This window comes from Microbulbifer sp. ABH2_005, assembly GCF_056160005.1.
Genome location: NZ_JBSWWI010000001.1, coordinates 2,335,647 through 2,349,653 on the forward strand (window position 1 = coordinate 2,335,647; position 14,007 = coordinate 2,349,653).

The window sequence follows — 14,007 nt, forward strand, 5'->3', positions numbered from 1 at the left end:
TTATGATAAGCCGAGTCGGACTATCCATCAGGCGCTGGCGCCGCCGCTTCAGCCGCAGCGAGTGGATCGCCAAGTTGCTGGGACTTTCTACCAGTGGCCGTCAACCCCATGCTCCGGGCTTAATCCTGATCCAAATCGACGGCCTGGCCCACCCGGAATTATTAAAGGCCTTGGCCAGAGGCAGGATGCCTTTTTTGAAGCGTTTGATTCGCAAAGAGCACTACCGCTTGGAGCACATGTTTTCGGGGGTCCCCTCCACCACCCCCGCCGTTCAGGCAGAACTTTTCTATGGCGTGCGCCAGGCGGTACCGGCCTTTGGCTTTCTGGTACACGAAACCCAAAAGCTAGGCCGCATGTACGATCCTGAAGTAGCCGCGCTGGTGGAAAGCCGAGACATGTTCCAGCAGCGCGATCCGCTGCTGCGCGGCGGAAGTTGTTACCTGAGCCTATTTCGCGCCGGCACCAAAACCGGCGAAGCCCACTTTTGCCCGGCCGATCAAGGCTGGGGGCCGGCCCTGCGCAGCGCCAGCCCATGGACCATCGCAGTCCTTATCCTCAGCAACTTATGGAGCCTGATACGTACGGGCGCGCTAATTTTGGTGGAATTATTACTCTCGCTCATAGACTGCGTGCGCGGGGTCCTGCAGGGGCAAAGCTTTATAAAGGAACTGATGTTTATCCCCACCCGGGTCGGCGTCACCATCCTCTCGCGGGAGTTTTGCACTATGGGCGCCAAGGTCGATATCAGCCGTGGCCTGCCCATTATCTATGTCAATTTGCTCGGCTATGACGAGCAATCCCACCGCCGCGGTCCACGCTCGGCGTTTGCCCACTGGGTTTTGAAGGGCATTGACGATGCCGTGGCCCGAATTTGGCGTGCTGCGCATGTCTCTGACCGGCGTCATTACGATGTGTGGATTTTTTCCGATCACGGCCAGGAACAAACCAAACCCTACGAAGAGATTTATGGCCGCAGCCTTGGCGATGCCCTGTCAGAAACACTCTCTGGGCTCGCCAAGCCACCAGAAATTGAACCTGGCCAGACCAGGCACGGCGTTCAGTTGGAGCGCGCGCGCCTGTTTGGCAGCGAGTGGATGGATAAAGAGGATATTGAAAAGCAGGAGCAACCAACCGAGCAGACTGCTCAGAAAAGGCCATTGGCGCTCACTGCCCTCGGTCCACTGGCCATGCTTTATAACCTGGAGCTGGGGGATATTAGCCGCGAGGAGGTCGCCCGCAAGATCGTTGAAGAGGCCAAAATACCTCTGGTGCTCTATCGGGTGGACCCCACTTCAGCAGATTCCCCAGTACACGGCTGGTGGAAACACGGCCCGGTGCGATTGCCGGAGGATGGCCGCAAGTTGATGGGAGACGAGCACCCCTATCCCGAACAATCTATAGCCGACATGGTGAGCCTGTGCAGCCACCCAGACGCCGGCGACTTTATGATGTACGGCTGGTGCTCCACTGAAGAGCAACCGCTGACCTTCGCGATGGAAAACGGCAGCCACGGCGCCGCCGGCCCCAGGGAAACCCACGCCTTTGCCCTGATGCCGCAAGATATCCAGCCTCCGGACCCTCGCCTGGGTTATTGGCGCCCACAGGATCTGCGCACTGCTGCGAGGGCCTACCTGCGCGGCGCCCGCCCCATGAAACTGGATGAACATCAACCGCCGCAAAAAACCCTCAGGGTGATGACCTATAACGTGCACAGCTGCCAGGGAACCGATGGCACCTTGTCACCCCAGCGTATCGCCCGGGTAATCGCCCGCTACCGCCCCGATATAGTCGCCCTGCAGGAGTTAGATGTGAGACGTAAACGCAGCGGGGGGCTCGATCAAGCAGAGCGGCTGGCGCGGCTGCTCGCGATGGATGTGCACTTCCAGCCCGCCATTCACCTCAATGAAGAACTCTACGGCGATGCCATTCTTACTCATTTACCAGCCAAGCTGATCAAAAAAGGGATTTTGCCGGGACCACCCGAGGGCAAGGGGCGCCTCTTCAATCCGGCTGCCGATGAACCTCGCGGTGCCATCTGGGTAGAAATTGAACACAATGGCAGCAAGATCCAGGTGATCAACACCCACCTGGGCCTCTCCCGTATAGAACGCCTGCGCCAGGTGGATGCGTTGCTGGGGCCAGAATGGCTGGGGAACCCACGCTGTAAGGGCGAGCGAATTTTACTCGGCGACTTCAACGCACTGCCCAACTCTGCCGAGTGCAAGCGACTAACTGGTTACCTGCGCGACGCCCAGGAACAGGCCCCCAAACACACTCCCAAAGGCACTTTTCTGAAGGTGCGCATCGACCATGTTTTCCTGAGTGCCGGCATCGCGGTAAAAAAAGTGCGAGTGCCCCGTACTACACTCACCCGGCAGGCCTCGGACCACCTGCCATTAATTGTTGATATCGAGGTGCCTTTTCGCCCGGGAGCAACTAAACCTACTTGAAAAATTCCCCGAGGCCCTCATTATTAGCAGGAGAAGATTCGACTAAACCCCTAATAAAACTACGGTTTTTCGAATTCATCTCGATTTATAGCCAGCGCTTAAAAGGGATTTACCGACTTGATGGTCCCCACCGCGAGCTATATGATTCCGGTATCGATTAAATAGCAGGAGTCGCTAAATGCAACCGCAAGCTTATACAAATACCCGCGCACTGGACCGCTCGGAATCGGCGAAAGTGTTGCGCAATACCTATGCCCTACTGGCCATGACCGTACTCTTTAGTGCTGTCACAGCTGGTATCTCCATGGCCGTCGGTATGGGCCGAGGCATGAGCCTGATCTGCTCCCTGGGAGCCCTGGCCCTGATCTGGTTCGTACTGCCGCGCACCGCCAACTCTAGCGCCGGTGTAGGTGTTGTGTTCGCATTCACCGGTCTTCTGGGCGCATCCATCGGTCCATTGCTCAACCACTACCTTGGCCTCGCTGGCGGCGGCCAGATCGTCATGCAAGCTCTGGGTACCACTGCCCTGATTTTCTTTGCTCTGTCTGCTTACGTACTGACTACTCGCAAAGACTTCAGCTTTATGGGTGGTTTCCTGGCCGTCGGCCTGATCGCTGTCCTGGTGTGTTTCCTGGCAGTCATCATCGCGGGCTTCTTCGGCATTCATATGCCTCTGGTCAGCGTTGCCCTGAGTGGTGTTGTTGCCCTGTTGATGTCAGGTTTCATCCTGTATGACACCAGTCGCATCATCAATGGCGGTGAGACTAACTACCTGATGGCCACCGCTTCCCTGTACCTGAATATCTTTAACCTGTTCACCAGCCTGCTGCACATCCTTGGATTCGCATCCTCTGATGACTAAGCACCAGCACTGCTGAGCAAGTCCCAATGCCCCGCTCTGCGGGGCATTTTACTATTTGGCCCCCTATGAAGTTTTCCCTGGCAATATACTCCGCTCCTCACGCCTCCCAATCCGCCGCCAGTGCATTGCGTTTTGCCAAAGTGCTACTGGCTGAAGGACATGAAATCTACCGGATATTTTTCTACTGCGATGGCGTACAAAACGGCAACACGATTGCCGCCCCTCCCCAAGACGAGGCCGACTTGATCCGTGAATGGCAGACGCTACAGCAAAAGCACAACCTGGATTTAGTCGTCTGCATTGCCGCCGCACAGAGGCGCGGCGTGTTAAGCCAGCGGGAGGCTCAGCGCCTGGAAAAGCCCGCAGCCAATCTCGCAGAGGGCTTCGAGCTGGCCGGCCTCGGTCAGCTTACCGATGCTGCGGCCAACTCTGAGCGCCTGATCACTTTTGGAGGCTAACAATGAGCAATCAAACCCTGGCCCTATGCCGAGCTGCTCCTTACGGTAGCGCCCTAGCCAGAGAGGGCATTGAAGCCGTCCTCGCCTCCGCAGCTATGGAGCAGGAAATTGACTTGCTCTTCCTGGGCGATGGCGTATTTCAACTGCTGGACAACCAAGCCCCAGAGGCCATAGAACAAAAAAGCCTGCGCCGTAATCTCATGGCGCTCCCCATGTTTGGTGTCGAGCAACTCTATGTCTGTCAACACAGCCTGGAGGAGAGAGGTATTGGCCCTGATCTAATTCAAATACCCGGCGCAGAGGTGACCCTGGTGGACAACCCCGGAGAGTTGATCGCTACTTATCAGTGTGTGTTGAGCTTTTAATATGACCTTACATGTTGTCAGTAAATCTCCCTTTAGCTGCCAAGCCCTGCACGATTGCCTGCAGAGCCTTGCCGAAGGCGATGCCCTGCTCTTGATCGAAGATGGGGTCTACGCCCTACAGCACCAAACCCTTCAGGGTCTGCACAAAACAAAGATCTACTGCCTATCAGCCGATAGCCAAGCCCGCGGATTGCAAACTAGCTCGGCATCTGACTCGGTAGAGATGATCGACGACACCCGCTGGGTGCAGCTGTGCACCGAGCATAATCCCATCGTCAGTTGGTTCCGGTGATACAAACAATGAGCAACCTGAATGTAAATGGCCAGGAAATTCCGTTGGACAAAGAGGGCTACCTGCGCAACTTAAATGACTGGAACCGCGATGTCGCCGAAGAGCTGGCTCGAGCCGAGGAGATAGAGCTCTCGAGTGCACATTGGGAAGTGATTGAGCTACTGCAGGAGTTCTACCGCCAATTCGAGCTCTCTCCCGCCATGCGCCCATTAGTAAAGTTTATCGGTCAACGTCTGGGCCCGGAGAAAGGGCGCAGCATCTATCTGATGCAACTATTCCCCCCCAGCCCCGCCAAGGTTGCCAGTAAAATCGCCGGGCTGCCCAAACCCACCAACTGTCTCTAGGATGGGCGCTTAGATATGAAGAATGACTCTGCGCTCGCCATGATGGTGACGATGCTCCCACAAGTAGACCCCCTGCCAAGTGCCCAACATAAGTCGCCCATTCAGCACGGGGATGGAGAGACTAGTGGCTGTTAGAGCCGCCTTGATATGGGCCGGCATATCATCCGGTCCCTCGAGAGTATGGGTGTATAGGGGGTCATCCTCAGGGACCAACCGATTGAGCCAGTGCTCCAGATCCCTGCGTGCGCTGGGATCTGCGTTCTCCTGAATCAACAGACTCGCCGAGGTATGTTGAATAAATAGCGTACAAAGCCCCTCCCCCACATTCTGCCTGGAAACCCAATCAGCCACCTGACCAGTAAACTCCTGAAGCCCCTGTCCCGACACTCTTATTGCAATCTCACCTATTGCCATACGGATTCCTATATAATTCGCGCCCGCTCTACCAATGAGACTACCGTATTCTAATATGGCACTGCACCGCGTTAACACCGACGACTATCAACAACAGCTCCATCAAAAGGCCGAGCGCTTGGCCGAGGCCTACCGGGAATTCACCGACCTGGAGCCCGAGCTGTTTCCATCGCCCCCCATCCACTACCGGCTTCGCGCCGAGTTCAAGGTTTGGCATGAAGGCGGCGTAGCCCATTACGCTATGTATCGCCAAGGCGAATACAAGAAGCCTTTTATCATCGATACATTCACCGTGGGTTCAGAGCTGATGAATCAGCTGATGCCCAAGGCACTGGAGGCTGTTAACAGCAACGAGGTGCTGCGCAAACGCCTGTTCTCCGCCGAATTCCTCACCACATTGAGTGGTGACGCGCTCATTACACTCATCTATCACAAAAAGCTGGATGAAATTTGGGAGCAAGAAGCCACAGCCCTGCAGGAAAAACTGGGCTTTCCCATACTGGGCCGCTCACGCAAGCAGAAAGTCGTATTAGAGCGAGACTTCGTCACCGAGCAACTGGATATCGATGGCAAGAAGTATCAGTACAAACAAGTAGAAGGCAGCTTTACCCAACCCAATGGGCACATTTGTCGCGCCATGATCCACTGGGCCAAGAATGCCTGCGGGCAAAACTCCAGCGACCTGCTTGAACTCTACTGCGGAAACGGCAACTTCACCATTCCTCTCAGTGAAAATTTTGAGAAGGTACTGGCCACCGAAATCTCCAAGGTTTCGGTCAATTCTGCCCAGGAAAATATTCAAGCCAATGGCGTCACCAACCTGGATATCGTGCGTCTATCCAGTGAGGAATTTACCCAAGCTATAGACAAGGTTCGGCCATTTCGCCGCCTCTCTCACATAGATCTAGATGACTACAATTTTGACACGGTATTGGTAGATCCACCCCGTGCAGGACTGGATGAGGATACCTGTGCGATGGTTGCGCGCTTTCCTCGTATTTTGTATATCTCCTGCAACCCGGAAACCCAACTGGAAAACCTCAAGCTTTTAAGCAAAACCCATCGTATAGAGCGCTTTGCCCTATTTGATCAATTCCCCTACACAGACCACACAGAAACCGGCCTAATGCTGGTTCGTAAATAAAACCCTGTTGGGCTAATACTTGGGGGCATCACTGTGTCGCCCCCCAAGTCTACTTCGATTCACCTCTATTATCTCTCCCATCTCACAATAAAATGCTTGATAGCTTTCCTTACTGCTAGGAGCAGTAAGTGAAGATATTACATAGACCCTTGAAATATTTTCACGTCTCCAGCCCTACCAACAGTAAAAATAGCCTTTCACCCTGTAAAAACTGAAAATAACAAATTGGCATAGCTCTTGCTTTATTACAGATACAGTTATCTGGTGTATTGAAATAAACACTTTTTTGTTTAGCAAGTTTTAGCAAAGAGTTTAGTGATCCAAAACTCGACCAAAGGAGAGCCTCATGAACAATTCAATGAAGAAACTCAGTTTAGTTCTACTCGCAGCAGTATTCAGTTTCTCTCTCGCAGCCTGTGAGGAGCAATCTGCTGAAACCCTCGGAGAGCGAATCGACAACAAAGCTGAGCAAGCCGGCAATCAGATTGAAGATGCATGTGAAGAAGTTAAAGAAGGGGCCAATGCAAAAGATACCGACTGCTAGTTGTTTTGCAAGGGGATATGAAACACCCTTCCAATCCTTATATTGCTAAAAATCTACCCTAGGGAAACGCCCCAGATCGTTTCCCTAGAGATCAATTAATTATTAGATTTTAATTCAAGCAGGCTCCATTCAATAAGAATCCGGGAGCCAACTACAGCAATAGAATACGGAACTCAAATTTAAGACATTAGAACAAAACACTCATAACTATATTTTTCATGCCCGCAATCACCCAGAACTCAAGAAATCAGCACCTCCGATTCTGGCCGACACTGCCCCGATATAAAACCATCCTACAGTTATAAATCACTACCCATCGCTCAACCACAGAATAAAAGCTTGAACTTCTTTAAAAGAAACTCAACGAACAACTTACAAATTCCAAATAGTAGGCACTGAAACCTACCTCAACTCACAGAATTCAATAGGGATAAAAAAATGTCACATCTACCAGTGAAACCATCGGCGTCATCAAACTTATCACAACAATCAATAGAGCATGAAATAAACACCATCTACTACCTAAGCTTAAATGCCAGGCTATTTTATAAAACCGGTCTAGGCAATATAGGAAATCTAGGCATTAGGGAGACTTTCAAGAATTTGAAAGATCTACATGAGAATGTAAAAAATTTACTTGACGGAGCCTCCTTCAACGCTTCACTTTCGACAAAAAAGTGGATAATAGAACGGCGTCCAATTGCCATAATCATAAAACATCCTCCCAAAAGACTAATCAACAGACTCATTGAATGTGAAAAATTACAGAGTTTTCATCAGCTGAAAGTTATCCAATCCACAGGCGATAGCCACCTAAGAATGGCGCTCTCCGCACTAACAGCAAAGCAACAAACAGCTATCGAGCAACTAGAAAAACACCTTGTGACCCTTAACCAAGAAAAAAACAAAAACACATCATCAGAAAAACTTGGCATGAAAGCTGCTTGAGTTATTGTGTCACAAGCAAAGAACGGAGTAATTTATGAACCTTATGAAAAGCACTCTTAGCGCCGCCATCATCGCAGTATCTTTTTCAGCTGGCGCTATGGCAGGGGAAAAATCAGATCAGAAAAGCTCAACCATGAGTGATGCTTGGCTCGACGGAAAGGCAGAAGCCATCCTACTGCTCAATGAGAACCTAAACAATTTTGCCATTGATACTGATGTCAACAGTGGCGTAGTCATACTAACTGGCGAGGTGGAAAGTAATATCGATAAACGTCTCGCAGAGGAGCTAATTACTGGCATTGATGGCGTCAAGAAAGTTAATAACAAACTTACTGTCGTCAACAAAGAAAGCCTTGGAGAAAGCATCTCAAAGGAATATACAGACACCAAGATTGCCACCGTTGTAAAAACACGATTATTGCTTGACCGAGAAGTCTCCGGAACTAAGATTGATGTGTCTGCACAAGAAGGCACGATTACCCTTAAAGGCTCCGTCAAGTCTAGCGCTCAGAAAGACCTAGCGCAGACCATCGCAGAGAATACCGACGATGTGCAAAAGGTGGTTAATAAGCTAAAAGTAACCGGATAATAAGTCTTGAGGGGCTGCAAAGCAGCCCCTCCACTCTATAAATATTTATCCAACAATTTTCTACAAGAAACGGATTTTAATAAAAATCAGCAGTAAGAACGGACAGCATGTATGTGCAAGTGAATGATCCTTAATCGCTTGCCCAATCTAACCGCCATCGAATTTACATAAATTTAGCTCTACCATTTTTGCCAACCCGCAACCCCCATTCTATCCTTTCATGACGACCTTATAAGGTTCAGTGAGCATTTCTACCCCCGAATCAACCCCACAATATAAAAAGAAGTCATTGCCGAACTATTACTTAGCCATTAGTCAAAGTATAAATTAATCACTAACACCTGAAAACTTAAGGCATAACACTATATGCCTTAGAGCAACTCTACCAACTACTTTGAGCTTCCCAAAGAAGCCACATCACTAGCATCAACATTTTGCTGAGCAGTCTTTTCTTGAGCTACGCCCTCCTCTCTTGGTGCCAATGATTCTGTACTTTCATCAGCTACAACTTGAGCCTGAATCTGTAAATGGGTTAATAAGGGGAAATGGTCAGAACCAAACCCCTGTAAACGTTGAATACTTAGTAGTTTAAAGTGTTTACTGTGGAACAAATGATCCAATGGCCAACGTATAAACCAATATTTAGCATGAAAAGTATTAAACAGGCCTCGCCCAATACGTGGATCTAGCAGCCCACTAACTTTTCTGAATAGTCGTGTAGTACGAGACCAAGTCACATCATTAAAGTCGCCTGCAACGATAATAGGCGAAGTCTTGTTTTTCACTTTTTCTGCAACAACCAGGAGCTCTGCATCCCTCTCTTCAGAAGTGTCATTTTCAGTTGGACTTGGAGGGGCAGGATGCAAAAAATGAGCATTAATCGTATGGCCTTGAGGAGTCTGAACCAGTGTGTGCATAGAAGGCACATTATCTTCAACCAAAAATTGTATTTGACTATCCGACAAAGGGAGCCTGGAATAAACGTGCATCCCATATAAATTTTCGAGAGGACACTTTATCGTATATGGATAGCTTGGTTCTAACGTATCCAGCTGAGATTGCCACCACTTATTCGACTCAAGTGTGAGTATAATGTCCGGATTATGCCGCTTAACGATATCTAAAAAGTCTGCTGCTCTTCTATTTGAACCTTGTACATTAGCAGTCAAAATACTAATGTTATCGTATTCCTCAAGATTTCCTTCCCGTGAACTTACACGCTCCACTTGAACTGGGAAAAGAAACAAGTGAGGAACTATCCGCCACAACTGACATCCTAAGCAAAAAATACTAACCAGAACCAAGCCGTAAGACATGGGACTACTGAAATCAAGAAAAATACATTGAAGTATCAAAAGAAAAATTAACAATATTGAGAACTGCAATCTCGGGAAATCAAATCCGCGTATATACCAAGCCTCATACCTTAAAGTAGGTAGCAGGGTAAATATTGCCATTACAACGCTATAGATTACTATGAATATAAACATCAAAATATAAGCTCGGCTAATCTATTGGTTAGATAGAAGATACCCATACAAAAAGTCCACACTTAACTTCCTCCAGACTAATTCGAAAATTTAGCAGATATCCCAGTGTCGCTTTATTCACTGCTTTCCAACTCAAGTAGATAGTATTGGAATACTTACCTGAAAGCTACATGCATGGATAATATGGCCAGTAAATCTAATAGAGTTGAATAAAGATCTACTGAAGAATTTTTAGATCTAGGGGCTAGAAAAATGTAGTTAGTGCTAGGTCATAGCGGAAAGCTTTTACAGGCCGCGAGAATCAACCAGCGCATCACTTGCAGTAGTGATTGTGCTTGACTGTTCAAAGAGCACTTATAGTACTCTCGAGAGACTTGAGCCAGTAGTTTTCGCCGTAAATTTAGAGGCCATGTGTTTCAAGGGAGACTCTACACCATTAACCATACCTGAGCAACTTGGGTAGGAATTTCCGCTCTCCGCTCACAGAGCATCGTAATACTCTTCATTCTTTATATTCATACTCAACTCAGGGCATTGAAGCTCGAGAGGTATGTCAAAGGCTAATATCTATTGGCCTATCTTCTGAGAAAATTTAATATTTATAAATTCATATACTCTGACTCCGTGTTAGGCCTAAACCTAACTATACAGGGTGTCTACTAAACGTGGGTAAGTCTTAAATATAACGCCGCTATATACGGCAAATTTTTTGGTGATTGATTTGTGCTAGCGTAAGCGTCCAGCACAAATTCGAGCGTCGGAAAGTTTGTCCAGCCCAACAACGTTCGGCGTGTATGATAGCTTTGTTACAAGGCACTACAGTGATCTACGCAAGTTTGATATAAATTGAGATGTGGCTGCAGCTAGAAGTACCCAGAAGCAAAAGAATAGCTTGCCGCCCCCTCCGTCTAAATAAGTTGAGAATACCACGTAAGGAGAATGATTAGTTTTTACAGCGATGAAGAGCATGATTGATCCCAAAACCAATGTACCACCAAGGTAAATCCAAAAAGCCATTACTGGCTCACTACTATCTTTGTAGTTCTGAATTAGCCACATAATGGTTCCTGCAAATAGAGCCATCCAAATCAATTGTATATTCCTTACTAGGGCTTGTAACGCCTGCCAACACGGGCCGGAGGCGCGATAGCACCGGAGGTCCAGCAAATGCTTGCATTTGCGATCGTGCTTGGTCTCGTTACTAACCAAGCTTCCGAATCAATCCAAATTTTGAATTAAAAATCTCTTGAAGTGCAGACTTCAATTCAATTAACCAGTTCCCAATGAATTTAATATCTTCTACTTTTCCTTCTAGCGAAGAATCTTCCGTAATCTCAGATAGGTTATCTAAAGCTGCTGCCACTTGCTCGTAGGTTATTATTGCTATAGGACCAAAACCAAAATCCACACCATCTCCACAATCTTCTCCAAATTGGTAGCTAAGTTGCTCTAGAGATTTGATTATTCTGGGATATCTTGAATCTAAAACTTCCTTAATCCAACCAACAGTTTTAATATTCCAGTCATCAATCAAAACTGACCCTTCTCTGCTACTAACTTCAAAGTCCGCAGGAGGCACTTCACAGGTTTCCTCTTCGTAAAACTCACTATCCTCTAATAGCAACCAATAAAGAAATTCATTCCCCCTAATCTTCTCGATGTTTTCTGAGCTTATTGGATGAAAGGTATAATTTATACTCACTAGTCTAAATTCCTCAACTTGCTCGAATTAATCCGCCAACACGGACCGAAATGGAGCTGCGAAGCAGCGGAATGTAGGTCCAGCCAGCTTTGCTGGCGGCCGTGTTTGGTTTTGTTATGTTTGGCCAACTTGCGAAACTGAATCACACCAAACCGCCTGCCAACACTCGCCTAGGAACTCCACCTTAATAGTACCAAACTCTCTTTGGCTATTAATTTCCTTCGACACAATAACATGCTCAACATCTATTAATTCTGGCAAGCCATCAATATCCTTTGGCCCCAAAAACTCTAGCTCGACAACCTCACCTTCTTTTTCGAATTTCACTGAGAACGAAAGTATCCTTTCGTAGCCTTTACGTTCAATAGCAACGCGTGTAGCTTCCCAGCTTGGGCCAAATTCGTAGAGCTTTTCTTCCTTCATCCTTTGCTTACTCTGAAAACTAAACTGGTCTTGCCCACAAAAAGTAGACACTCTAACTATGCATATTTACGCTCATACTCTGCTGGACTTACATAGCCCAATGCAGAGTGCTTACGAACCCTATTGTAGAAAATCTCAATGTATTCAAACACCTCAGATTTTGCTTGCTCTTCGCTTTCGAATGTTCCGGCATAAACCAGCTCGACTTTTAGCCTACTGAAGAATGATTCCATTGCCGCATTATCCCAACAGTTAGCCTGGCGACTCATGCTCGGCTTGCACTTGCTTTCGGACAAGAGATCCTGGTATTTCTGCGATCGATATTGCACACCCCTGTCAGAGTGAGCTATCAGTCCAGGCTTTATTTGTCGTCGCTCTAGAGCCATTTTCAACGCTCGACGTGTCAATTCATCGGTCATCTGGGAGTCGAATGCCCAACCTACAATACGTCGAGAGTACAGATCCATAACTACCGCGAGGTACAACCACCGCTCCAGAACCCAGATATACGTAATATCACTGGTCCAGCGGCAATTTGGTCGATCCACATCGAAGCAACGCTTAAGTAGGTTGGCGGCGACATTGATATTCCCCTCTACGGGCTGACTATATCGAAAGCCTTTGCCGTTTCTCGCTTTAAGATGCTCCTGTTGCATAAGCTTAGCGACGTAGTTCCGTGAGCATGGTTCACCCAACTCTTGAAGCTCGCAAGTGATTCTAGGCGCTCCATAACGACCTCTAAACTCAGCAAACGTCTCTCGGATTTTCTCGATTGTTCGTATCTTTCTAATCATGCGAGGAGGTGGCAACCGCCCTCGCCATCGATAATAACCCGATCTTGAGACTTCTAAACACCGACACATCAAGCTAACCGGGAATGACCCTACATGCTCTTGTATCAGTGCGTACTTTACTCTTGGTGGTTCGCAAAGTACGCAGCTGCCTTTTTTAGAAACTCAACCTCCTGGCGAGCTTCATGCAGCTCCTTCCTGAGCTTGCGAACTTCAGCGCTTTCCTGTTTTGAATAGTCGACGCCATCTAAACTATTGAACTGCTTATCAGATAGTCGATTAAACTGACGACGCCAGTTGTAGATCTGCTGTGCGCTGACGCCTAGCTCTCGTGCCACAGAAGCCGTTGTTGCTCCAGGCTTTTCAGCCCTCTTAACTGCTTCTCTACGGAACTCCTCCGTATACGCCTGAGTTCTTTTCTTACCCATGATACACCTCCGTGTTAGGCCTAAACCTAACTATACAGGGTGTCTACTAAACGTGGGTAAGTCTTAAACATAACGCCCGCAGCAGGGCCGACCAATGCTATGCACTTTTTTGTGCGAAATTGGGAGCGCAGCAACCCGAACAAAAAAGTGCATAGCATTGGGCGTCCCGCGGAGGCCCGAAGGGCCGGAGCAAACTGCCTGCGATTGTCATGGTTTATACCCCTCGAAGCACCACCGGTAACTTCCAACATAATATTTGTACGGATTATCCAACATGACAACGGGTGGGGCTTCGAAGTTATACTGGATTAATGCAACATCATAGACACCGTGGTTTAGGCCTTCTTGATCAAAATTGCACTTCATTGACTTTCTTTCTTTTTTTGCGATTTTTATATAAAGAACATCCCCCATTTCACTATCATGAGCACTAAATATGCCGTGCTCAATTTGCAATGAATGTAAATCAAGATCAGTAAGCTTTGCCCTCTCTGACTCGGGGAAGCTGATTAACTTTCCATCTACATTAAGAGTAATGCTCTTTAAATTATCATTTTCTGGATCTAAATCAATTTTCAAAGATACACTTTTATATGGCTCAGGGAGGACGCCTTCAGCATAGACATGATGGGAATGTAATCTAGTTGTGTCATAAGCAGCTGCAAAAATTGGAAATACAGCCAGTATAAATATTAAATTTCTCATGAATTCTCAGGAGCCATAACGCTTAGCACACAGGCAGATAAACCGTAGGTTTGAAGCC

17 protein-coding genes are annotated in these 14,007 nt (G+C 48.0%); 10 read left to right on the forward strand and 7 right to left on the reverse strand.

What is annotated here, in order from left to right:
* Positions 1-2: 2 nt before the first annotated feature.
* The 6 genes from ACXAFI_RS10115 (at position 3) to ACXAFI_RS10140 (ending at position 4,771) form a co-directional block, all read left to right on the forward strand.
* Entirely contained in the window at positions 3-2,450 is a 2,448-nt protein-coding gene (locus ACXAFI_RS10115; RefSeq protein ID WP_475108694.1) for an endonuclease/exonuclease/phosphatase family protein, read from the forward strand.
* A gap of 178 nt (positions 2,451-2,628) precedes the next feature.
* Positions 2,629-3,312 carry a Bax inhibitor-1/YccA family protein gene (locus ACXAFI_RS10120; RefSeq protein ID WP_152453311.1) on the forward strand — a complete coding sequence of 228 codons (684 nt, stop codon included), beginning with the start codon at positions 2,629-2,631 and terminating at the stop codon, positions 3,310-3,312.
* Between the two features lie 26 nt (positions 3,313-3,338).
* Complete coding sequence (gene tusD / locus ACXAFI_RS10125) at positions 3,339-3,770, forward strand: sulfurtransferase complex subunit TusD (RefSeq protein ID WP_475108695.1); 432 nt, start codon at positions 3,339-3,341, stop codon at positions 3,768-3,770.
* Between the two features lie 2 nt (positions 3,771-3,772).
* A complete protein-coding gene (tusC, locus tag ACXAFI_RS10130; protein ID WP_475108696.1) occupies positions 3,773-4,135 on the forward strand; it encodes a sulfurtransferase complex subunit TusC in 363 nt (120 codons plus the stop codon).
* Between the two features lies 1 nt (position 4,136).
* Entirely contained in the window at positions 4,137-4,427 is a 291-nt protein-coding gene (gene tusB / locus ACXAFI_RS10135) for a sulfurtransferase complex subunit TusB (RefSeq protein ID WP_475108697.1), read from the forward strand.
* An 8-nt stretch (positions 4,428-4,435) separates the two neighbouring features.
* Positions 4,436-4,771 (forward strand): TusE/DsrC/DsvC family sulfur relay protein, encoded by a 336-nt coding sequence (locus ACXAFI_RS10140; RefSeq protein WP_475108698.1) that lies wholly within the window; start codon positions 4,436-4,438, stop codon positions 4,769-4,771.
* A 9-nt stretch (positions 4,772-4,780) separates the two neighbouring features.
* On the opposite strand, the gene ACXAFI_RS10145 is transcribed toward ACXAFI_RS10140, so the two are convergent.
* Complete coding sequence (locus ACXAFI_RS10145; protein WP_152453301.1) at positions 4,781-5,185, reverse strand: secondary thiamine-phosphate synthase enzyme YjbQ; 405 nt, start codon at positions 5,183-5,185, stop codon at positions 4,781-4,783.
* A gap of 55 nt (positions 5,186-5,240) precedes the next feature.
* On the opposite strand from ACXAFI_RS10145, the gene trmA reads away from it, so the two are divergent.
* The 4 genes from trmA to ACXAFI_RS10165 all read left to right on the forward strand — a co-directional run bounded on the left by trmA (position 5,241) and on the right by ACXAFI_RS10165 (position 8,410).
* Positions 5,241-6,329 carry a tRNA (uridine(54)-C5)-methyltransferase TrmA gene (gene trmA, locus ACXAFI_RS10150; protein ID WP_475108699.1) on the forward strand — a complete coding sequence of 363 codons (1,089 nt, stop codon included), beginning with the start codon at positions 5,241-5,243 and terminating at the stop codon, positions 6,327-6,329.
* A 346-nt stretch (positions 6,330-6,675) separates the two neighbouring features.
* The gene (locus ACXAFI_RS10155) at positions 6,676-6,873 is read left to right on the forward strand and encodes a hypothetical protein (RefSeq protein WP_475108700.1); all 198 of its coding nucleotides are present in this window, start codon (positions 6,676-6,678) and stop codon (positions 6,871-6,873) included.
* Between the two features lie 438 nt (positions 6,874-7,311).
* Positions 7,312-7,821, forward strand: coding sequence for a hypothetical protein (locus tag ACXAFI_RS10160; protein WP_475108701.1), 510 nt, complete (start codon positions 7,312-7,314; stop codon positions 7,819-7,821).
* A gap of 34 nt (positions 7,822-7,855) precedes the next feature.
* Positions 7,856-8,410: a BON domain-containing protein gene (locus ACXAFI_RS10165; RefSeq protein WP_475108702.1), complete on the forward strand. Its 555-nt coding sequence runs from the start codon at positions 7,856-7,858 to the stop codon at positions 8,408-8,410.
* 389 nt (positions 8,411-8,799) lie between these two features.
* On the opposite strand, the gene ACXAFI_RS10170 is transcribed toward ACXAFI_RS10165, so the two are convergent.
* The 6 genes from ACXAFI_RS10170 to ACXAFI_RS10195 form a co-directional block, all read right to left on the reverse strand.
* Positions 8,800-9,867, reverse strand: coding sequence for an endonuclease/exonuclease/phosphatase family protein (locus ACXAFI_RS10170; RefSeq protein WP_475108703.1), 1,068 nt, complete (start codon positions 9,865-9,867; stop codon positions 8,800-8,802).
* A 1,234-nt stretch (positions 9,868-11,101) separates the two neighbouring features.
* Positions 11,102-11,602: a hypothetical protein gene (locus ACXAFI_RS10175; RefSeq protein WP_475108704.1), complete on the reverse strand. Its 501-nt coding sequence runs from the start codon at positions 11,600-11,602 to the stop codon at positions 11,102-11,104.
* A 114-nt stretch (positions 11,603-11,716) separates the two neighbouring features.
* Positions 11,717-12,025, reverse strand: a complete 309-nt coding sequence (locus ACXAFI_RS10180; RefSeq protein ID WP_475108705.1) for a hypothetical protein — start codon at positions 12,023-12,025, stop codon at positions 11,717-11,719.
* A gap of 56 nt (positions 12,026-12,081) precedes the next feature.
* Positions 12,082-12,927: an IS3 family transposase gene (locus ACXAFI_RS10185; protein WP_475109811.1), complete on the reverse strand. Its 846-nt coding sequence runs from the start codon at positions 12,925-12,927 to the stop codon at positions 12,082-12,084.
* Between the two features lie 8 nt (positions 12,928-12,935).
* Positions 12,936-13,244 (reverse strand): transposase, encoded by a 309-nt coding sequence (locus ACXAFI_RS10190; protein ID WP_475108706.1) that lies wholly within the window; start codon positions 13,242-13,244, stop codon positions 12,936-12,938.
* Positions 13,245-13,451: 207 nt separating this feature from the next.
* Entirely contained in the window at positions 13,452-13,949 is a 498-nt protein-coding gene (locus ACXAFI_RS10195) for a hypothetical protein (RefSeq protein ID WP_475108707.1), read from the reverse strand.
* Positions 13,950-14,007: the final 58 nt, after the last annotated feature.